General features: G+C 67.4%; 21 protein-coding genes. 7 read left to right on the forward strand and 14 right to left on the reverse strand.

The features are described from left to right. Positions 1 to 77: 77 nt before the first annotated feature. The gene (gene thsA / locus EGH21_RS02540) at positions 78 to 1,637 is read right to left on the reverse strand and encodes a thermosome subunit alpha (RefSeq protein ID WP_220617293.1); all 1,560 of its coding nucleotides are present in this window, start codon (positions 1,635 to 1,637) and stop codon (positions 78 to 80) included. A gap of 198 nt (positions 1,638 to 1,835) precedes the next feature. Between thsA and EGH21_RS02545 the strand changes: the two genes are divergently transcribed. Next, the gene (locus tag EGH21_RS02545) at positions 1,836 to 2,645 is read left to right on the forward strand and encodes an amidohydrolase family protein (RefSeq protein ID WP_220616900.1); all 810 of its coding nucleotides are present in this window, start codon (positions 1,836 to 1,838) and stop codon (positions 2,643 to 2,645) included. Between the two features lie 3 nt (positions 2,646 to 2,648). Here EGH21_RS02545 and EGH21_RS02550 read toward each other — a convergent pair whose 3' ends face one another. Both EGH21_RS02550 and EGH21_RS02555 read right to left on the reverse strand, forming a co-directional pair. Continuing rightward, complete coding sequence (locus EGH21_RS02550; RefSeq protein WP_220616901.1) at positions 2,649 to 3,551, reverse strand: glycosyltransferase family 2 protein; 903 nt, start codon at positions 3,549 to 3,551, stop codon at positions 2,649 to 2,651. Between the two features lie 154 nt (positions 3,552 to 3,705). Then, on the reverse strand, positions 3,706 to 4,410 hold the full coding sequence (locus tag EGH21_RS02555; RefSeq protein WP_220616902.1) for a class I SAM-dependent methyltransferase: 705 nt from the start codon (positions 4,408 to 4,410) through the stop codon (positions 3,706 to 3,708). A 241-nt stretch (positions 4,411 to 4,651) separates the two neighbouring features. Between EGH21_RS02555 and EGH21_RS02560 the strand changes: the two genes are divergently transcribed. From EGH21_RS02560 to EGH21_RS02575, 4 genes are all read left to right on the forward strand, one after another. After that, the gene (locus EGH21_RS02560; protein ID WP_220616903.1) at positions 4,652 to 4,924 is read left to right on the forward strand and encodes a MarR family transcriptional regulator; all 273 of its coding nucleotides are present in this window, start codon (positions 4,652 to 4,654) and stop codon (positions 4,922 to 4,924) included. Between the two features lie 46 nt (positions 4,925 to 4,970). Further along, positions 4,971 to 5,747: an MBL fold metallo-hydrolase gene (locus EGH21_RS02565; protein WP_220616904.1), complete on the forward strand. Its 777-nt coding sequence runs from the start codon at positions 4,971 to 4,973 to the stop codon at positions 5,745 to 5,747. Between the two features lie 246 nt (positions 5,748 to 5,993). After that, a complete protein-coding gene (locus EGH21_RS02570; RefSeq protein ID WP_220616905.1) occupies positions 5,994 to 6,269 on the forward strand; it encodes a hypothetical protein in 276 nt (91 codons plus the stop codon). Positions 6,270 to 6,333: 64 nt separating this feature from the next. Next, positions 6,334 to 7,023 carry a YkgJ family cysteine cluster protein gene (locus tag EGH21_RS02575; RefSeq protein WP_220616906.1) on the forward strand — a complete coding sequence of 230 codons (690 nt, stop codon included), beginning with the start codon at positions 6,334 to 6,336 and terminating at the stop codon, positions 7,021 to 7,023. 47 nt (positions 7,024 to 7,070) lie between these two features. On the opposite strand, the gene EGH21_RS02580 is transcribed toward EGH21_RS02575, so the two are convergent. Continuing rightward, positions 7,071 to 7,475: a TRAM domain-containing protein gene (locus EGH21_RS02580; protein ID WP_220616907.1), complete on the reverse strand. Its 405-nt coding sequence runs from the start codon at positions 7,473 to 7,475 to the stop codon at positions 7,071 to 7,073. A gap of 237 nt (positions 7,476 to 7,712) precedes the next feature. Here EGH21_RS02580 and EGH21_RS02585 point away from each other — a divergent pair, with 237 nt between their 5' ends. Further along, on the forward strand, positions 7,713 to 7,955 hold the full coding sequence (locus tag EGH21_RS02585) for a DUF7123 family protein (protein ID WP_220616908.1): 243 nt from the start codon (positions 7,713 to 7,715) through the stop codon (positions 7,953 to 7,955). A gap of 138 nt (positions 7,956 to 8,093) precedes the next feature. Here the strand turns inward: EGH21_RS02585 and EGH21_RS02590 are convergent, their stop codons facing one another. From EGH21_RS02590 to metG, 5 genes are all read right to left on the reverse strand, one after another. Further along, positions 8,094 to 8,699 carry a winged helix-turn-helix transcriptional regulator gene (locus EGH21_RS02590; RefSeq protein ID WP_220616909.1) on the reverse strand — a complete coding sequence of 202 codons (606 nt, stop codon included), beginning with the start codon at positions 8,697 to 8,699 and terminating at the stop codon, positions 8,094 to 8,096. A gap of 44 nt (positions 8,700 to 8,743) precedes the next feature. Then, a complete protein-coding gene (locus tag EGH21_RS02595) occupies positions 8,744 to 9,910 on the reverse strand; it encodes an SPFH domain-containing protein (RefSeq protein WP_220616910.1) in 1,167 nt (388 codons plus the stop codon). A 71-nt stretch (positions 9,911 to 9,981) separates the two neighbouring features. Next, a complete protein-coding gene (locus EGH21_RS02600; protein WP_220616911.1) occupies positions 9,982 to 10,575 on the reverse strand; it encodes an NfeD family protein in 594 nt (197 codons plus the stop codon). Positions 10,576 to 10,600: 25 nt separating this feature from the next. Then, positions 10,601 to 10,963 (reverse strand): DUF7312 domain-containing protein, encoded by a 363-nt coding sequence (locus EGH21_RS02605; protein ID WP_220616912.1) that lies wholly within the window; start codon positions 10,961 to 10,963, stop codon positions 10,601 to 10,603. Between the two features lie 42 nt (positions 10,964 to 11,005). Then, positions 11,006 to 13,135 (reverse strand): methionine--tRNA ligase, encoded by a 2,130-nt coding sequence (gene metG / locus EGH21_RS02610; RefSeq protein WP_220616913.1) that lies wholly within the window; start codon positions 13,133 to 13,135, stop codon positions 11,006 to 11,008. 139 nt (positions 13,136 to 13,274) lie between these two features. On the opposite strand from metG, the gene EGH21_RS02615 reads away from it, so the two are divergent. Then, positions 13,275 to 13,871 (forward strand): HVO_2922 family protein, encoded by a 597-nt coding sequence (locus EGH21_RS02615; protein WP_220616914.1) that lies wholly within the window; start codon positions 13,275 to 13,277, stop codon positions 13,869 to 13,871. Positions 13,872 to 13,921: 50 nt separating this feature from the next. On the opposite strand, the gene EGH21_RS02620 is transcribed toward EGH21_RS02615, so the two are convergent. From EGH21_RS02620 to EGH21_RS02640, 5 genes are all read right to left on the reverse strand, one after another. Then, positions 13,922 to 14,503, reverse strand: coding sequence for a YqaA family protein (locus tag EGH21_RS02620; RefSeq protein WP_220616915.1), 582 nt, complete (start codon positions 14,501 to 14,503; stop codon positions 13,922 to 13,924). A gap of 110 nt (positions 14,504 to 14,613) precedes the next feature. Next, positions 14,614 to 15,666, reverse strand: a complete 1,053-nt coding sequence (mfnA, locus tag EGH21_RS02625) for a tyrosine decarboxylase MfnA (RefSeq protein ID WP_220616916.1) — start codon at positions 15,664 to 15,666, stop codon at positions 14,614 to 14,616. A 72-nt stretch (positions 15,667 to 15,738) separates the two neighbouring features. Beyond that, positions 15,739 to 16,644: a chemotaxis protein CheY gene (locus EGH21_RS02630; RefSeq protein ID WP_220616917.1), complete on the reverse strand. Its 906-nt coding sequence runs from the start codon at positions 16,642 to 16,644 to the stop codon at positions 15,739 to 15,741. A 52-nt stretch (positions 16,645 to 16,696) separates the two neighbouring features. Beyond that, positions 16,697 to 18,997: a phosphoenolpyruvate synthase gene (gene ppsA / locus EGH21_RS02635; protein ID WP_220616918.1), complete on the reverse strand. Its 2,301-nt coding sequence runs from the start codon at positions 18,995 to 18,997 to the stop codon at positions 16,697 to 16,699. Positions 18,998 to 19,083: 86 nt separating this feature from the next. Then, positions 19,084 to 19,989 carry a PhzF family phenazine biosynthesis protein gene (locus EGH21_RS02640; RefSeq protein WP_220616919.1) on the reverse strand — a complete coding sequence of 302 codons (906 nt, stop codon included), beginning with the start codon at positions 19,987 to 19,989 and terminating at the stop codon, positions 19,084 to 19,086. Positions 19,990 to 20,083 lie beyond the last annotated feature (94 nt).

Genomic DNA, 20,083 nt, shown 5'->3' on the forward strand with positions numbered 1-20,083 from the left:
TCGTCACGGACGACCGCGCGCGACGGCCGGTAGCCTGCGGCGCTACTGCTCGCGGCAGGTGGTCGGCGAAGGCCGTCTTAGCTCGACGAGATGACGTCGTCGATGCGGACGATCATCGTCGACGCCTCGGTCGCGGAGTCGATGGCCTCGCGCTTGACCGCGGCGGGGTCTAAGATGCCGTACTCGACGGGGTCGCCGACGACGCCCGTCTGGCCCTCGCTGATGACGCCCGCGATGCCCTCGCTCTCGTGTTCCGAACGAAGGTCGACGAGTGCGTCGATGGCGTCGAGGCCCGTGTTCTCGGCCAGCGTGCGGGGCAGGACGTCGACGGCGTCGGCGAACGCCTCGACGGCCAGCTGTTTGCGGCCCTCGATGGATGCCGCCGTCGAACGGATGTGGTCCGCGATGGCGATTTCGGTCGCGCCGGCACCGGGGACGACGCCGCCGGCGTCGAGCGCGGCGACGACCACGTCGAGCGCGTCGGTGAGCGCGCGCTCGATCTCGTCGACGACGTGGTCGGTCGAGCCGCGGGCGAAGACCGTCACGGACTCGGCGGCCGCGCCGCCCTGGATGAACGTGACTTCCTCGTCACCGTGCTTCTGGACGCTGATGCTGTCGGCGTGGCCCAGTGCGTCCTCGGTGAGCGCGTCCACGGAGCCGAGTCGCTTCGCACCGGTCGTCTCGACGACGTCTTTCGCGGTCGAGGAGCTGACGCTCTCGACGGCGAGGACGCCGGCCTTCGCGAGCTGGGAGGCGACGCGGTCCGCGATGTCGTCCGTGACGAAGACGACGTCGGCACCGGAGTCGACGACGGCCTGCGCGTAGCCGCGGAGTTCCTCCTCCTCGGCGTCGAGCGCGGCGTTGAGCTGGTCGACGTTGGTGACGTTGTACTCCGCGTCGACGTTGCTCTCGCGGACGTCGAGTTCGGCGTCGATGACGGCCACGCTGGCGTCCTCGACCGAGCGGGGCATGTTGTCGTGGACGGGCGTGTCGTCGATGATGACGCCCTCGACGAGTTCCGTCGCGGACGTGGCCGCGCCGGTCTGGGTGTGAATCTCGATGTTGTCGCGGACGACGCCGTTGTCGGTCTTGGCGTGGCGGACGGCCTCGACGACGACTTCGGCGAGGCGGTGGGCGTCGACGTCACCGGTGCCCTTCCCGGTCATCGAGGACTCGGCGACTTCGACGAGCGTGTCGTCGTCGAGGTCGACGTCGAGCACTTCCTCGTCGATGGCTTCCTGCGCCAACTGGGAGGCCTCGTGGTACCCCTCGACGATGGTCGTCGGGTGGACGTCGTCGTCGAGCAGGTCCTCGGCCTTCGCGAGCAGTTCGCCGGCCAGTACGGACGCCGTGGTGGTGCCGTCGCCGACCTCGTCCTCCTGTGTCTCGGCGACCTCGACGATCATCTGCGCGGCGGGGTGCTCGATGTCCATCTCCGAGAGGATGGTGGCGCCGTCGTTCGTGATGACGACGTCGCCGCTGTCGGAGACGAGCATCTTGTCCATGCCGCGGGGACCGAGCGTGGTACGTACCGATTCGCTGACGGCCTTTCCGGCGGAGATGTTCGACGACTGTGCGTCCTTTCCGTGTGTGCGCTGGGCGTCCTCGTCGAGAATGAAGAGGGGCTGGCCGCCCATGCGTCGCTGGCCAGATGACATAGCTGTGTAACCTCACCTAAATCATCGTAAGCGGTTCTATATAAAGTTTTTGGAGGTGCGCCCCGACGACGGCGTACCCGACCGGCAGACGTGACACCGATACAGCGCTCCGACCGGGTCCTGCCGGCCGCGGCCGGCCCGATGATTTAATACGGGGTTCCGCACACAGTGGGGTAGATGCTGGAGTTGGAACACGGGTTCCGGGTCGTCGACGTCCACGCGCGGGTCGAACCGGACGAACAGCGCCGGCCCCGGCCCGGACTGGGCGACCCCGAACAGCTCGAACGGGAGATGCATCAGGCGGGGGTGGTCCGCAGCGTCGTCCACCCGGACGCCCGCGACGGCGGGTACCTGAAGGCGAACAACGCCGTCGCCCGCATGACCGTCGAACGGCCGCTCGTCGCGTTCGCCAGACTGAACGGCGCCCGCGACGCCGGCAGCGGTCCCGGGTCGACACTTCGGAACCTCACCAGCAGTCGTGGTGAGCAGCACACGTCGCCGGGAGACGTCGAGAAGTACGCCTACGACGACCGGTTCGCCGGGTTCAAACTCCACCCACCGGAGGACGGCCTCCCCGACGAGGAGGTGCTGGCCGAACTCGCCGACGTCTCCCTCCCGGTCCTCGTCCACGGGGGCGAGTCCTTCCCGCCGAGCGCCGTGGCACGCGAACTGCTAGACTACGAGTTTCCGGTCGTCCTCTCGCACTTCGGTGCCCACCCGCTCCGACGGGACCTGATGGACGAGACCATCGACCTGCTGGGACGGTACGACGACCTCTATCTGGATACGAGCGTCGTGCGCTATCGGACGCCACTGGAGCGCGCCATCATGGAACACCCCGACCGTGTCCTGTTCGGTAGCGGTGCGCCGAGCGCACACCCGAACGTCGCGGTGATGGAGATTCTCACGCTCGACGTGCCGGAGGACGCGATGAAGAAGGTGTTCTCGAACAACCCGGGCCGCGTCGTCGACGAACTCTCGCCCTGAGCGTCACCGGCGGTCGTAGACCGCGACCGCCCGGTCGGCACGGACGGAGCGCCCGTTGGGGTTTCTGACGTCGCTCCGGTCACGGTACCGGGCTATCAGCCCGTCTTTGCACCCCAATCCGAGTCCCCCGAGTACGTCGCGGCCGGTGCCGAGCCACTTCGACGGGGGTGTCTCGCCGCGGGCGACGTCTTTCAGCGCCTCGGTGCCGTCCCGGGCGGCGTGACTGAGAACCCGGCGGGCGACGGTCGGTCTGACCCCGTAGTTCTTCAGCAGGCGGTAGGCCAGCGAGCGGTACTTCCAGTTCCAGTCCGTCTCGCGGATGCCACCGTCGGCCTCGAACTCGCGGCTGACGCACATCCCGGCGTCCCAGTCGACCGTGTAGCCGCGTGCGGCCAGGCGGTGGGCCACGTCGCGGGACCCGCCTATCTCCAGATACTCGTCGAACCCGTCCAGCGCGTCGATAGCCGTCCGCCGGAACGCGACGTTCCCGGGGTTGAAGTACGTCACTTCTCTGCCGGCTATCGTCCGCGTCTCCTTCGACTCGGTGGTCATCCCCGCGACGAGTTGCTCGTGGGTCGGCCCGGTGACCGCCACGCCCGATTCGACGCCCGACCGAACCGCCTCGCCCCACCCCGACTCGACGGAGAGGCCCTGACTCACCATCGCGACGGCGTCGCCCGTCGCCCGGTCCAGCCCCGCGTTGCGCGCGACGTTGACCGAGCGGTCCGCTATCTCGACCAACACGTCGACGTCGTCCCGGTCACGGACCATGCCCGTCGTCCCGTCGGCCGAGGGGCCGTTGACGACGATAGTCTCGGCGTCGGGCACCTCCTCGGCGAGCGCGTCCAGACACCCGGCCAGCTCCTCGCGGCCGTTCAGCGTCGGGACCACCACCGATAGCTCCATACTCCTCGGTTCCTCTCCGGAGGCGCTTAAAAGTCGCGGGCCACGGTGGCCCATCGGGCGTAAAACAGGTGACAGAGCGGTTATAAGTCGGCAACTGTGTCGCAATCGACCGGGAAGACGCGTCACCGGCCCTGATAGTGCAAGCCGAGCGAGGTCAGACGTGCGTGTTCCAGTAGGACACCGAGGCCAGTTTGTCCCCGAGGGGCGTCCCGCCGATGGCGGTGTCGATAGAGCGGAAGGAGGCGGCCAGTTCGTTCGGAATCTTCCGGTAGAAGCCGTAGGGGAGCACCCAGTCGTGGGACTCCTCGGTCAGTTCCAGTCCCGCGCCGTCGAGCAAGCGGTCTATCTCCCACCGGGAGTAGAGCCGCGACCCCATCGGGAGCGCCCAGTTGTACAGCGACCGCGTCGAGAACCGGTTGAACGTGTCGAAGAACACCTGTTCTTTGGCGACCCGGCGCATCTCCGCGAGGAACGCGGCGGGCGTGTCGGCCAGATGGAAGAAGCGCATCGCCAGCACCGTATCGAAGTAGTCGTCCGGGAACGGGAGGCGGGCGGCGTCGCCGCGCATGAACTCGACGTGGTCGGCGACGTCGGCGGCCTGCGCTTTCTGACGGCCCTGCTGGAGCATCGGGCCGGAGATGTCGAGACCGGTGATGTCCGCCCCGCGTTCGGCGAGCATCACGGTGAACCGACCAGTGCCACAGGCGACTTCGAGAACCTTCTTGTCGTCGACCGGGCCGATGGCGTCGAGCACCGCCTGCTTCTCCCGGCGGTCGATGAGACGGCCGCCTCGGGAGAACCGCTTGGCCTCGTACTCTTCGGCCACGGTGTCGGCCTGGTACCACTCCTGCCCTTTCACGCTACAATCGTCGCCGCCGGGGGGATAAAACGATACTGGAATCGTAGTTCGGTACGGCCGTCATCACCGGTGGAACGGGGGCGACCGGCGTCGAACGACACGGGTGGTCGCCAGTCCGGCGACCGACCAGACCCAGTGACCGCGAACCTGTATAAGGATACATTATACACATTTCACAATTCGTATTGTTTGGTCACACATATAGCCAAGTTTTACCAGTGTAGTTGGACCAGCGTTCAGTATGAGCACCACGACCACCGAGGACGTAACTGCTTCCCCGTTCACCGAAGACGAGTTCCGCGAACGCCTGCGCGAACTCCCGCCCAGTGCGAAACTCGTCGCGAAAGTACTCGAGGACGACGCACCGCTCTCGCAGGGCCAGCTCGCGGAGTCGTCGCTCCTGCCCGACCGGACGGTCCGGTACGCGCTGAACCGACTCGAGGAGTCCGAACTCGTCGAGTCCCGGTACAGTTTCACCGACGCACGCAAGCAAGTCTACTTCCTCACCGCGTAACGCCGACCCACGGGAGTTTTCCTCGCCCGGGGCGACGCACTACTGGATGACGTGGACACGGTTCGACGTCCCGGTGGCGACCCGCGCTCCGACCGGTCAGACGGCCGCGTACCTCGGCGACGGGCCCGACGCACTGCTCGTCGACCCCGCCGGCCGGACCGACGCGCTAGACGACGCCGTCAGCGACGCCGACGTCGGACACGTCGCCGTCACGCATCACCACCCGGACCACGTCGGTGGCGTCGCACACTACGCCCGCCAGACGGACGCGACCGTCTGGGCGCGTCGCGGGCGTGCGGACGCGTTCGAGTCCGCCACCGGCGTCACTGCCGACAACACCCTCGCCGAGGGCACGACGATACCGGCGGGTGACGGCGTGGCAGTCCTCGATTTGCCCGGGCACGCACCGGAACACGTCGGCTTCGCCACGCAGTCGGGCGTCGTCAGCGGGGACGTCGCCGTCGCCGAGGGGAGCGTCGTCGTCGGGGCACCAGAAGGTGACGTGCGGGCGTATCTGACCTCACTCCGACGCCTCCACGCCCAAGCACCGCCACGCCTGCACCCCGGTCACGGCCCCACCATCACGGACCCGCGCGAGGCCTGTTCACGACTCCTCCGCCACCGTCTGGACCGCGAGCGACGGGTCCGGGAGGCCGTCGAATCTGATGCGACGACCGTCGACGAGGTGCTCGACCGTGCCTACGAGAAGGACCTCACCGGCGTCCGTGACCTCGCGCGGGCCACCGTCGTCGCACACCTCGAGAAACTGGCCGTCGAGGGCGCGGTACGGTGGGACGGACGTGTCGCGACGCCACCGCGATGACGCGACGCTCGTCGGCGGCCCCCGGTCGGCACCTCCGGCTCGCATGTGAATAAGCATTCTGAGAGGTGTGTAACGAGTACCACGGTAACAGTTACACCCCACGTTCGGAGCGCTAACTCGGGTTCGTCCGCGTGTCCACTGGTAGCACGCGCCGTTACTTGTCCGAAATCATATACTTTTTCAGCGCCGGGATGTAACGTCGTGTATCCACGCCGGCCCTGCGGCCGGTCCCCCTCCCAGACACCCATGACACGACTCTCACCCACGTCGCTCGCATACGGTACATCGACGACAGATAACCGAACACTCGGCTCCACACTGGCGTTCCCACTCGTGCTAGTGACGCTCGTCCTCGTGGCGAGCTACCCGGTGTCGACCACGGCGGTGCTCCTCGCCGTCGGCACGCTCACGAAAGCCACGCAACTCGGCCTCGCGGCAGTCGTTCGACGGGCCGGCGACCGAATCGGCCGGTTCGAACTGCCGGGCGTCGGCACCGTCAGCATCCGCATCTCACCGCGATAGCCAGCGGTCGCTCGACCGCCCGACGTGACGCGCCCTTTTTGCCCGTCGACGCCAACGAGTAGCCATGGAGTCGCTCGAAGCCGAACTCGAACGCGCCCGCGAGTTGGACGTGGGAGCGCTGGCCGACGCCATCGAGACCATCGGGTTCGAGTGTACGCGCTGTGGGGCCTGCTGTAAGGCCGGCGAGACGGCCTGTGGCGACGACGCCGACGAGACGGACCCCGAACCACACACCGCGACGGTGTTCCCCGACGAGATTCGTCGGTTGCAGTCGGCCGGCGACTACGACTTCCGTGACGTGGCCCGCCCGATGCCCTACGGCGTCGAGGCGACGCCGGACGGCCCACAGGGCGAGACGTTCGAGTGGGCCCTCCAGACCGACCACTGCGGCGACTGTACGTTCTACGCCGAGGACGACGACGGCGTCGGCGCGTGTACGGTCCACGACGACCGGCCGCTCATCTGCCGGACCTACCCGTTCAGCGTGGCGCTCGGCGGCACCAGTCAACCGATGGGCGAGGCCGTCGACGCGGAGGGGATGGTCCGCGCTCACGAGTGTGAGGGACTCGGCCGGGACATCGCACGGGACGAGGCGGAGGAATTGGCGGCCGCACTGAAAGAGCGTGCCGTCAGGGAGCTCGAAGAGGCGGTAGGGGTCCGCGAGAACTACCGACCCGTCGACGTGTCGGGCGTCGTCGTCCACGACTCGGAGGGACAGAAACGACCCGACGGGACGCCACTCGACGAGACGTAGGCGTCGACGCAGTCGCTGTGAGTGGCGGCCACGACGTGAGGCGAGGCCTACACGTCCTCGTCGAGAATCTCGCCGACCGCGAAGTTCGACTTGACCTCCGTCACCTCTATCTTCACCCGTTCGCCGATGTCTGCCCCCGGGACGATGATGACGTAGCCGCGTTCGACCCGAGCGATGCCGTCGCCCTGCTTGCCGATGTCCTCTATCTCGACGTAGCGAGTCTCACCCGGTTCGACCGGCGGTTGTGGCTGGTCCGGCGGCGTCTCCGTCCCGGTACTCTCGGCAGTCTCGTCGCTCTCGGCGTCCGCGGAGATGAGTGCGACTCGGTACGTCCCCCCAGCGTCGACGGCCCCCGTCTCGACTTCTCGGCGTGGCACTTCCACGACGTAGCGGTCGCCGTCGTCGCTGACCTCAGCACTGAACAGACACAGGAGTTCGTCGGAGATTTCCAATGTAATAGACCTCCGTTCGGCATACTTGCCGCCCACTATTAAAGAACTGCCGGACGGTCAGACCGGAGCGTTCGACGGCGCTGCCGCGTGTTTCCCCGACGTACCAACCCGTCCGGTATCGGGACGCTAGCCGTCATCCCGGGGCCTACCTCAGCGCGAAAACCGCAAGACAGCGGTGCGTTAATCGACTGTACCAAACCCACTAAGGGTACACCTACCGAACCACCGGGTATAGCAATGAGCGCGACTGCACAGGCGGCCGACAGCCCACTCTCGGACAAACAGCGTCGCATTCTGGAGTACCTCCAGTCGAACGCCGACGAACAGACGTACTTCAAGTCCCGTCTCATCGGCGACGAACTGGGACTCTCGGCGAAGGAAGTCGGGACGAACATGACGGCCATCGCCAGCGGCGACCACGACATCGACGTCGAGAAGTGGGGATACTCCTCCTCGACGACGTGGATGGTCGAGGCCTGAGACGGCCTCGCGTAGTTCGGGACGTCCGCCACGGGGTCGCCGAACGCCGACGAACGACCCCGACGGTCCGTCTGCTGTGTCACGGTTGCACCACCGTGTCTCGCCTCATCTCTCTGCACTCGACCCGGCGAGCGACCGCTACGGGTCGTAGCGGAACAGCGAGTCGGCCTCGCTCGCCAGTTCGACCGCGTCGCCGCCGAACGAGTCCGCGTACCGAACGAGCAGCGTCAGAATCGTCTCCGGTTCGGTGACGGCGTAGCCGTCCTCGCGCGAGAGGAGCCCCGCCGATTCGAGGTCGGCGGCGTAGTTGCTGATGGTCGGTCGGGAGACGTCGAGCGTGGCTGCCAGTTCCGAGGCGGTCACCGTCGGGTCCCGGAGCATGGTGACGAGCATCCCGCGCGGCGTCGCCCGTCGGAGGTAGCCCAGTGTCGTCTGCTCGAACTCGGTGAACTGGTCGGCCGGGAAGTACCGCCGGTAGTCACCGTCCTTCTGGGAGGCGACGACGCCCTCGTTCTCGAGGCGGTGGAGGTGGTGCTGGGCCTCGCCGGTGCCCAGTTGCAGGTCGTCGCGCAGTTTCGAGAAGTGAGTGCCCGGATGGGCCGAGACGTAGCCGGCGATGGCGTCCGGCGCGTCGCTGTCGCTCCCGTCGTCGGTGAACCGGACGAAGGGGCTGGCAGCGCCGAGGGCGGCGAAGCGGCGCAACGTCGCGCGCTTGTCCTCGTCGACGCCACCGTCCCGTGTCATACACGGGGAGAAGCGATTCTGCTACAAAACGTCTTCGGCTACGCCTATTGTTCCTCGCCCGTCGTGTCGTCCGGGCCGCCGGCGACGTCGGTCTTCTCGCCGTCGATTTCGGCGTCCATCTGCTCGATGACTTCGTCGGCGCTGTCGACGCCCGAGTCCTCGCCGTGTTTTATCTTCTGGGCTTCCTGCTCCATGGCTTCGACGTCGACTTCGGCCTCCTCGTCTATCTGGCCGAGAATCTCCTCGATGTCGTCCAGTCCGAGCATCTCGCGGGTCTCCTCGTCGAAGTCCAGTGCGTCGAGGACGTGGCCGTTCTCCTTGACGTCCGACCCCTGCAGGTGCTTGCCGTAGCGGCCCACGAGCGACGTGAGTTCCTGCGGGAGGATGAACGTCGTCGACTCGGACCCGCCGATTTCGGCGAGCGTCTCCATTCCCTTGTCGATGACGGCGCGTTCGCCCATCGACTCGGCGGACTTCGCGCGCAGGACCGTCGAGATGGCGTCACCCTGTGCCTCCAGAATCTGGCTCTGCTTCTCACCCTGTGCGCGGATGATGTTGGACTGCTTGTCACCTTCCGCCGTCTCGATGGCGGAGCGGCGCTCACCCTGCGCTTCGAGAATCATGGCACGGCGTTTCCGCTCGGCGGAGGTCTGTTGCTCCATGGCCTGCTGGACGTCCTTCGAGGGGTTGACCTCACGGACCTCGACGGACTCGACCCGGACACCCCACTCGTCGGTGGGTTCGTCCAGTTCCTTCCGGATACGGGCGTTTATCTCCTGTCGCTTGTTCAGCGTGTCGTCCAGTTCCATGTCGCCCAGCACCGCACGGAGCGTGGTCTGGGCGAGGTTCGAGACGGCGCGCTCGTAGTTGTCGACTTCGAGGAACGCTTTCTTCGGGTCCATCACCTTGATGTAGACGACGGCGTCGGCGGTCACCGGCGAGTTGTCGCGGGTGATGGCCTCCTGCCGTGGCACGTCGAGCGTCTGGGTCCGCATGTCGAACCGTGTGACGTCCGAGACGAAGGGGTAGATGAAGTGAATCCCCTGGTCGAGGATGCCACGATAGGTCCCGAGGACGGTGTAGGCACCTTTCTGGTACGGGCGGATGATGACGACGCTGGAGTACACCAGCGCGATGGCCAAGAGGAGGAAAATCACCGTGACGAAACCGATGATTCCCCCGATTTGCAGCGGCACTAGCGCGGGGAACATAACGGTTGAGACTCCGGGACGCTGAAAGAAAAGCCTTCGGTGCCTGTGTCACATACTGACGGTTCGCACAGTTACGCCCGCTCGGACTCGGTGTCGCGCTCCGGCTCGCTCTCCCGGTCGCGCTCCAGCGCCCGGTCGATGTCGTCGTCGGTCCCGCCGACGGCCTCGACGGTGATGACGTTGCCGCCACCGGGGTCGACGACCATCACCTCGGCGCCTTCCTCGATGACGCCGTCGACGCTCCGGGCCTGATAGTAGGGGTTGAAGCCGCCGTCCTCCAGTTTCACCTCGCCGGAGTTCTTCGTGACGCGCTCGGTGACGGTACCGAACTGCCCCTGCAGGGAACTCGACGAGAGCGTCTGCCCCCGTCCCGGGGCGGCGAAGTCGAGTTTCCGGTACCCCCACAGGGTCGCCGCCGTCGTGGCGAGGACGACGGCGGCGAGGATAATCGGCGCGAGGATGCCCAGACTCGCCGGGATGAACAGACCGACGAGGCCGGCGGTCAATAGCGCGATGCCGAGGACGAAGAAGTGCGTCCCCGGTGCGAGGGCCTCCGCGACGACGAGGCCGGCCCCGGCGAGGAACAACAACAGCGAGAGCGACAGACTGAACAGTGGGTCGACCTGGGCGGGCGCGAGAGAGAGGGAGACCAGGGGGACTACCATACCCGAGTGTAGGGCGGGCGCGGGATTAAGTGTCGGGGTCGGTCCGAGTGAGGAGCGCGTAACAGACGGCCGTCCCCACCACGACGGCGGCGGTAACCGTGGCGAGCGTCGTCGGCGCGTAGATGCCCGGTCCGGCCACCATCTGGCCGAGGACCAGCGTCGAGAGGTACACGCCGAGAGCGACGAACAGGGTGTTCTCCAGCGTCGGCGTCCCCGGCGTCACTTCGACGTCCGGCGCGAACGACCCCGCGACGGCGCCCTCCTGCGTGTCCTCGTCGGCGTCGGCCGTCGTGTCGATGACGTCGGCCTCCGTCGCGAACTCGTACGTCTCGACGAAATCGTCGCTCGACTCGGCGACCCGGTCGTCGTCAGACCCGTCAGCAGCCATATGCCACCACGTATGCGTGTCTGCTACAAAAAGGGACGGAGATTACTGGACGCGCGTCCCGAGTGGCGCGTCCTCGTGGGTGGTCAGCAGGTCCGCCTCGTCGCCCGCCGCGAGGACCATCCCGTTGGACTCGATGCCGAACAGTTCGGCCGTCTCCATGTTGGCGAGCAGGATGACCCGCGTCCCCGGCAGGTCGTCGACGTCGTGGAGTTCGGCGAGGCCGGCGACGACCTGTCGGACCTCGTGGCCGATGTCCACGTGGAGTTCGAGGAGTTTGTCCGCGCCGTCGACCGGGTCGGCCGAGACGATTTCGCCGACCCGCATATCGACGCCCTCGAAGTCCTCGAAGCCGATGCGCTCGGAGACGAGCGGTTCGAGGTCGGCAGCCGCCCCACCGTCGTCGCCCTCGTCCGCGTCGTCGCTCTCGTCGTCCTCGTTCGCCTCCTCGATACGTGCCTGCAGTTCCGCGTTCAACTCCTCGATGTGGTCGTCTTCGACCTGTTCGAACAGTTCGTCGGGGTCGTCGAACTCGCTCGGCGGTGCTTCCAGCGCGGTGTCGAGCGAGACGTCCGCGACGGAGCCCTCCTCGCCCAACTGCCCCCAGAGCCGTTCGGCCTTGCCCGGCAGGACCGGTTGCATGACGACGGCGACGGCCTTCGTCAACTGGACGCAGTCCCGGATGACCTGCTCCGCTCGCTCGGGGTCGTCGTCGACGAGGTTCCACGGCTCGTTGCGCTGGATGTACTCGTTGCCGTAGTTCGAGAGGTCGATGGCGACGTCGGCGAGCGTCCGCACGTCGTAGTCGCGCACGGCGGCCGCGAAGTCGTCCAGCGCGTCGTCGATGCGGTCGCGCACGTCCTCGCTCACGTCGGCGTCGGGCGTGCCGTCGTAGTTGCGCTCGGCGAACAGCAGCGAGCGGTAGATGAAGTTGCCGACGTTGCCGACGAGTTCGCCGTTGACGCGCTCCTGGAAGCGGTCCCACGAGAAGTCCACGTCCGTCTCTAAGCCCGCGCCGGTGGCGATGTAGTACCGGAACAGGTCGGGGTGGAAGCCGGCGTCTAAGTACTCGTCGGCCCACACCGCCCGGTTCCGGGAGGTCGAGAGGGCGTTGCCGTCGATACCGACGAACCCGGTGGCGAGGATGGTCCGTGGCTCGTTGTAGCCCGCGCCGCGGAGCATGGCGGGCCAGAAGACGGCGTGGTGCTGGATGATGTCGCGGCCGATGACGTGGATTATCTCGCCGCTGTCCTCGCTCCACTCGTCGTCCCACTGGGTGCCGTGCTGGGCCTCGCCGTCGACCTTCCAGACCTGCTCCCAGTCGTACTCGTCGGTGCCGACCCGTTCGGAGTACTGCTTGGTGGAGGCGACGTACTCGATGGGGGCGTCGACCCAGACGTACAGGACGAGGTCCTCCGCCTCACCCTCCTCTCCGGGGTAGTCGATACCCCAGTCCATGTCCCGCGTGATACAGAGGTCCTGCAGTTCGCCCTCTATCCACTCGCGGGGCTGGTTCTGGGCGTTGTCGGTGCCTTCCACGCGGTCGAGGAAGCCCTGTAAGTATTCCTGGAAGTCCGCCAGACGGAGGAACTTGTGTTCGCGGGTCCGGTACTCGGCGGGGTTGCCGGTGATGGTGCTGACGGGGTCCTCTATCTCGCCGGGTTCGAGGTGGCGCTGACAGCCCTCGTCACACTCGTCGCCGCGGGCCTGTTCGCCGCAGTACGGGCAGGTGCCCTCGACGAAGCGGTCGGGGAGTGGCTGGTCTTCCTCGGTGTCCCACGCGACCTGAATCTCCTTCTCGTGGACGTGGTCGTTGTCGACCCACGACCGGACGAACTCCTGTGTGAGTTCGGTGTTGGTCTCGTCGTCGGTGTGGCCGTAGTTGTCGAACTCGACGTTGAACTGCGGGAACGTCTCGGCGTACGTCTCGTGGTACTGCATGGCGAACTCGCGCGGTTCGACGCCCGCCTCGGCGGCGTTGACGGCGACGGGCGTGCCGTGCATGTCGGACCCGCAGACGAAGGCGGTCTGCTGGCCGAGACGTCGCAGGGCCCGCGAGAGGGCGTCCCCGTCGACGTAGGTCCGCAGGTGGCCGACGTGCAGGTCGCCGTTCGCGTACGGCAACCCGCAGGTCACCACCGCTGGCTGCTCTGTCGGGAACTCGTCGTGGCTCATACCTGTTCGTGAACCGCCGGCGGGTCAAAAGGGGGTTGGTTTCCGGCGGCGGTCGGACGGCCGACGGCGGACGTAGCAGGTCGGCGAGCGCCGTCCGGGAGGTCCTCCCTTTACGACAGTCGCGGCTGTACTGCCGGCCATGTCACCGAGCGACGAGTACGAAGTCGAACTGACGACCACCCGAGCGGAGGCCGCAGCGCTCCTGACCGGCGTCGCCGACGGAGTCCGCGAGGGCACCGTCCGGTTGGGCGACGGACCGGAGGCAGTCACCGTCGACACGCCCGCGGAGCTGACCGTCGAACTGGAGGTCGAAATGGACGACGACGGCGTGAGCCTGGAGGTAGAACTTGAGTGGCCGAACCCGGCGGCGGGAGCGCGTGACGCCGTCGACGCTGACGGGGAGGACGACACGGCCGCGTCCCCGTCCGACGGACGGTCAGCGGCGTCGGTCGACGAGGGAACTGACGGAGCCACGGTCGAGCGTGCGGAGTCGCCGGACGCCACGGACGGGGACGGCGTCGCGGTCGGTGCCGCCGGCGGGACGGGGTCGCTGGCACGGTTCGAACTGTTCCGGGACCGGGCCGACGAGTGGCGCTGGCGGCTCCGCCACCGGAACGGGAACGTCATCGCTACCAGCGGCGAGGGGTACACCCGCAAGCACAACGCCCGGAAAGGCATGCGGAGCGTCGTCGAGAACGCGCCGGGGGCCGAGGTCCGCGCGGACGGGCCTGACTGAGGCCGGTACGTCGGGTCGGGACGGGTCCCCGCCGGCGGCAGCCAGCCGTCTCACAGCAACGCCAGCGTCCCACTCGCCAGTCCGAGCGTGAAGAGCAGTCGCCCGGCGCTCCCGGCGAAGGTGGCCGCCCCGAAGCGGAGGTAGTCCTCCTCTAAGACGGTGAACGCGTAGATGGAGAGCGTGTCGGGGAAGAACGGGACACAGAGCGCCAGCGCGAGGCCGACGTAGCCGTACCGTTTGGCGAGTTTGATGGTCTTCTTCTCGGACCACGAGATGATGTCGAACCGGGAGCGCTGAATCCACCGGACGAGCGGGCCGTACTCCTTGGCCTCCTGTCCGATGTGGAATGCGAAGAGGCTCCCGACAGCCTTGCCGAACGCGCTGACGACGATGATGGCCGCGAGGTTCCCCGTCGTCGAGAAGCCGAGTCGAAGCGTCTCGGCCGGGACGAGGACGACTTCGCTCGGCAGGGGGAGGATGAAGGCGATGAGGAACGAGTAGACGGCGATGATGGCGAGCCCCGTCGGTCCGGTGGCGGTGCAGACGGCCTCCTCTAACGGTGAGAGGGCTGACCCTGTCGAACACTCGCCGACTAGCGCAATCAACACCGGGAGCGGGGCTACCGAATCCACACTCGCCGATTACCCATACGGGGTCCTAAAGCTTGGTATGTGCGCTCCGGAGACGTGGGGAGCGAGCCGTCGATGGGCTGACAGAATCGGGGGCTCGGGAGGGCGCGCGCTCAGTACCAGTCTAAGTCCGCCACGAACGACCGGAGCATCGACCGGTTGACGTGGGGCATACAGACGACGCGCATCTCGCCGGCACCCGTCTTCGAGACGCGCCAGCCGCGGTCACGCAATTCGTCGGTCATCGGCACCGAGAGGTCGGCGGCGACGAGGGGGAGTTCGGGGTCGACGACGTCGTGCCCGCGGGCGCGCAACTGGTCGGCCAGCCAGTCGGCGTTCGCCATCGAGCGCTCGTACTGCTCGCGGTAGCCGGCGGGCCACAGCGCCTCCATCGCGGCGACGGCCGACGCGACGCCGGCACCCGACCGCGTGCCCGTCAGCGTCAACTGACTCGTCGATTCGAGGTAGGGCGTCTCGACGGCCAGTTCGTCCAGTAGCGTCTCATCGCGGGCGAGCAATCCGCCGGCAGGCACCGCGGCCTGCCCGACCTTGTGCGGGTCGATAGTCATCGTGTCCACCTCGGCGTGGCCGAAGTGCCAGTCGTGGTCGGTGAAGGGGAGGTAGAACCCGCCCCACGCGGCGTCGACGTGACAGAGCGCGTCGGCCTCGTGGGCCAGCGCGGCGATGTCGGGGATGGGGTCGACGTAGCCGTACTCCGTCGACCCGGCGACGCCGACGACGCAGACGGTGTCGTCGTCTATCAGCTCGGCCATCGCCGCGAGGTTCACGCGGTAGTCCTCGGCCGGTGCCGTCCGCAACTCGACGCCCAGCACGTCCGCGGCTTTGGTGAACGAGAAGTGCGCGTGGACCGGTGCGACGACGTTGGGGTCGTCGGTGTCGGCGCGGTTACGGGCGATGCGGACGGCCTGTACGTTGGCCTCGGTGCCGCCGGAGGCGACGTAGCCCGCCGGGTCCGACAGGCCGGTCACCTCGCCGAGATAGTCGACGGCCTCGGCTTCGAGTTCGGCGACCGTCTCGTAGGTTCCTGGGTCGCCGGGGTTGGTCGCGAGGAAGCGTTCGGCCGCGTCGCGGGCCGCGGGGTGGGGGACGGTACACATCGAGGAGAGCACCCGGTCGAACTCCTGTGGCTCGGCCCGCTGAAGCATTCTATCGGGAGGCACGAGTGCGAGCGGTTTAGCCGTTTTGTTCGGCCGAGCGTCACGTCGCCGTCGCTCGGCTCACCAGTTCGACGGGCCGATCTTCTTTGTCGCTTTGGTCCGGAACCCCGTCGGCCCCACCTGTGACTCGAAGACGGTCTGTCGCTCCGTGTCGAGGGCGCCGCCGAACGACCCGACCCGCATCGTCCGGTACGTCTCGAACCCCTTGTCGTTCGAGTAGAAGTACACCGCGCCGTGGAGCAGGCCGTGTATCTGCTCGTCCGCACGCACGGCGCTGGCTTGCCGGTCGAGCTTGACGTAGGCGACGTTCCCCCAGTTGACCACGGCCTCTCGCAGACCGATGAGGAACGCGGTCACGCGGCCCTGCGAGAGGCCGAACTGCCGGGCGCGTTCGAGGTCGGTGAGCGAGTCGACGACGACGACGTCGTCGTCGGCGTCGGTGATGCGTTCGCTGATATCGTTCAGCAGGTCCGCGAACGTCTCGTCGTCGGCAGTTCCGGAGCGAGGGGCGTCCCCCGCTGGTTCCTCGACGTCGCTGTCGCTCCGTCGTGCGTCGAACAGCGCCGGCGGCACCGGGAGCAGTTCCATGAACCGCTGAGAGAAGTCGGCGACGGTGAGGTTGTCCGTCAGCGTGTCGAACTGGTAGCCGTCGAGGACGGCGTCGAGTTCGCTGTAGACGTGGTCGCGGTCGTTCGAGAGCGTGATGTAGGTGACCGACTCCGGAATCGTGTCCCGCCGCCGCGCGATACCGCCCGGGACGAGGTCCGGGTCGTGTTTCGCGAGCATCAGCGTCGCCAGACTCGTGTACGTGAACGCGTCGCCACCGGCGTCGGCCGCGCCGGCGAGCAACACCGTACTGCCCGTCGGAATCCCGCGGACGTTCCCGTCGAGGCCGGGGATACCGAAGGGAATGTACGAGACTCCCTCGCTGATGCTCTTGGCTTCCGCCGTCGATGGCCGAGACATACCCGTCGCAGGACGGGAACCGCAAAAAATCTGGCGTCCGTCGACGTCGCTGTCAGCGGACGGATTCGAGCAGGAGGCGCTGCTCGACCCGCTTGACCTCGTGCTGGACGTCGCGCACGGCGTCGATGTTCGCGGAGATAGAGGTGACGCCCTCGTCGACGAGGAACTGGACCATCTCCGGTTTCGAGGCGGCCTGTCCACAGATACTCGTGGCCACGTCGTAGTCGCGGCAGGTGCCGATGACCTGTCCCATCAGGTCCAGCACGGCGGGGTGGAGTTCGTCGAAGCGGTCGGCGACGTTGCCGTTGTTGCGGTCGACCGCCAGCGTGTACTGGGTGAGGTCGTTCGTCCCGAACGAGACGAAGTCCAGTCCGGTCTCACACAGGTCCTCGATGCACAGCGCGCTGGCCGGCGTCTCGACCATCACGCCCCAGTCGCGCTTCTCGGGGTCGAGGCCGACCTCCCGCATCAGCGACTTCGCACGGAGGACGTCCTCGGCGTCGGTCACCAGCGGGAGCATCAGTTCGACGTTGTCGTAGCCGAGTTCGTAGAGGCGCTCGAACGCCCTGAGTTCGAGTTTGAACTCGCCGGGGCGGTCCAGCGAGCGCCGGATGCCCCGATACCCCAGCATCGGGTTGTGCTCGCTGGGTTCGTCCTCGCCGCCCTGCAACTGCCGGAACTCGTCGGAGGGGGCGTCGAGGGTGCGGACGCGTACCGGCCGCGGGTAGAACGCCTCGGCGACGCTCCGGACGCCCTCGACTATCTCCTCGATGTAGGCCCGTTCGCCGTGGTCCTCGACGTAGCGGGCCGGCGTCTTGTCCGTCGAGAGAATCATGTGCTCGATGCGGAGCAACCCGACGCCGTCGGCGCCAGTCGCGGCGGCCCGCTCCGCGGCCTCCGGAATCGAGACGTTGACCTTCACCTCGGTGCCGGTCATCGGCTTGACCGGCGAGTGTTGCTGGTCGACGTCCGGGGCGGCCGGTTCTGGGTCCTCGTCGTCGGCCTCGTCTATCTCGGTACCCTGTTCGACGGTGCCCATGTCCCCGTCGATGGTGACTATCTGCCCGTCGCGGAGGCGTTCGGTGGCGTCGTCGGCCCCGACGACGGCGGGCACGCCGAGTTCGCGCGAGACGATGGCCGCGTGACTCGTCATCCCGCCCTGGTCCGTGACGATGCCGGCGGCGCGTTTCATCGCCGGCACCATGTCGGGCGTGGTCATCTCCGTGACGATGACGTCGCCCTCCTCGACCTTGTCGAGGTTGTCCAGTTTCGTCACGATGCGGACCTCGCCGGTCACGCGCCCGGGACTGGACCCGATGCCGGAGAGGCGCACGTCCTCGCTCTGGCCCTCCATCGACCCGCCGTCGGCGACGCCGGCGCTCCCCGCGCTCTCGCCGGACGCCCCGGCGTCGACGCCCTCGTCGATGGTCGTTATCGGCCGGGACTGGAGGACGTACACCTCGCCCTCGTAGATGGCCCACTCGACGTCCTGTGGGGTGCCGTAGTGGTCCTCGACGCGTTCGCCGATTTCGACGAGGCGGTGAATCTCCTCGGCGGAGAGGACGCGTTCGGTGCGCTTCTCCTCGGGCACCGACCGCTCGACCGTCTCGCCGTCCTCGCCGCGGACGCACATCACCTTCTTGTCGGCGACGGTGACTTCCTCTATCTCCTCGGTCTCGCGGTCGACGACGTAGTTGTCGGGCGAGACGGCACCGGAGACGACCGCTTCGCCGAGGCCCCACGCGGCTTCGAGGATGGCCGTGTTCGCGCCGGTCGAGGGGTGGCTGGTGAACATGACGCCGGACTTCTCGGCGTCGACCATCTGCTGGACGACGACGGCGATGTCCACCATGTCGTGGTCGAACCCCTGCTCGTTCCGGTAGTAGATGGCCCGCTGGGTGAACAGCGACGCCCAGCACTCCTTGACTCGCCGGAGGAGGTCCGCCCGCGAGACGTTGAGGTAGGTGTCCTGCTGGCCGGCGAAGGAGGCGTCGGGCAGGTCCTCGGCCGTCGCCGAGGACCGCACCGCCACGTCTTCGTCACCCATCTCGTCGTAGGCCGCGAGCAGGTCCTCCCGAACCGACTCGGGCGCGTCGGTGTCGAGGATGAGTTCCTGTGCCCGCTCTGCCGCCTCCGCGAGGGCGTGTGAATCGTCACTGTCGACGTCGACCACCGAGAACAGTTCGTCGTCGATACCGGTTGCTTCGATGAACGACCGGTACGTGTCGGCAGTGACGACGAACGCCGACGGGACAGGCAGTCCCGCCGCGGTCAGTTCTCCGAGAGACGCCGCCTTGCCGCCGACCCGCTCTAGGTCGTCGGCACCGATCTCGTCGAGCCACAATGTAGGCATTGACTCGCCTAGTGATTCACTAACGACTATTATGGTCCTTCCGGTGGCGGCATCAACGGTGGGTCGTTCACTCGGAACTGAGCGAACTACACTTCGAGAATCTCGTCGTCCTCGTCGGCGTCGGGGACCGTGAGCGACCCGTCGAGCGTCGTGACGGCCCGTCCGCCGACCCACACCGCCGTCCCGTCGGTGTCGACCTGTACCGTGCCCGGCCGGTCGAGGAAGTGGCCCTGTTCGACGACGATCTGTTCGACGGTGCTGTCGAGAGCCCCGTAGCGACGGATGTACGCCCCGCACGCCCCGGCGGCGGTGCCGGTCACCGGGTCTTCCGTGATGCCGGCCCGGGGCGCGAACGCCCGCCCGTGGAGCGTCGACTGGCCGTCGATGGTGTCGAAGGTGAACGCGTACACCCCCATCGCGTCGACCGCTTCGCACAGCGACTCGATGGCCGACGGGTCGGGGTCGGCGCCGCTGAGATGCTGGAAGTAGTTGACCGGGACCAGTAGCCACGGGAACCCGGTGTCGCCGACGGCAAGCGGCAGGTCGGCACCCACGTCCTGTAGCGTCGCCACGTCGACGCCGACGGCGTCGGCCACGTCGTCGAGCGAACAGTCGACCTCGCGGATGTCGGCCTCTCCCTGTTCCATCCACACCGTCCCGTCCGCTTTCGTCTCCACGTCGAGGACGCCCCGTTCGGTCGCCATCGTGTGCTGGCCCGTCTCGACAGTGCCGCGTTCGAAGAGTGCGGCGTGGGCCGCGATAGTCGCGTGTCCACAGAGGTCTACCTCCTGGTCTGGCGTGAAGTAGCGGAGGCGGCGGTCGGCGTCCTCGCTGTCGAGGACGAACGCCGTCTCGCTGGCACCCAGTTCGCCGGCGATAGCCTGCATCTGGTCGTCGGTCAGTCCGTCCGCGTCCGGCACCACCCCGGCCGGGTTGCCCGCCATCGGTTCCGCGGCGAACGCGTCGACGAGCAAGGCCTGTCGCGTCTCCATGGCACCGTGTTGTGGCACCCCGCGGATAACAGTTCGTGCTACCCGGCGCGGTTACAGCCGCGCTAGGTGGTAACAAACGACGAACGATTAAGCG

Origin of the sequence: Haloarcula rubra (assembly GCF_019599465.1) — an archaeon.
GTDB lineage: Archaea > Halobacteriota > Halobacteria > Halobacteriales > Haloarculaceae > Haloarcula > Haloarcula rubra.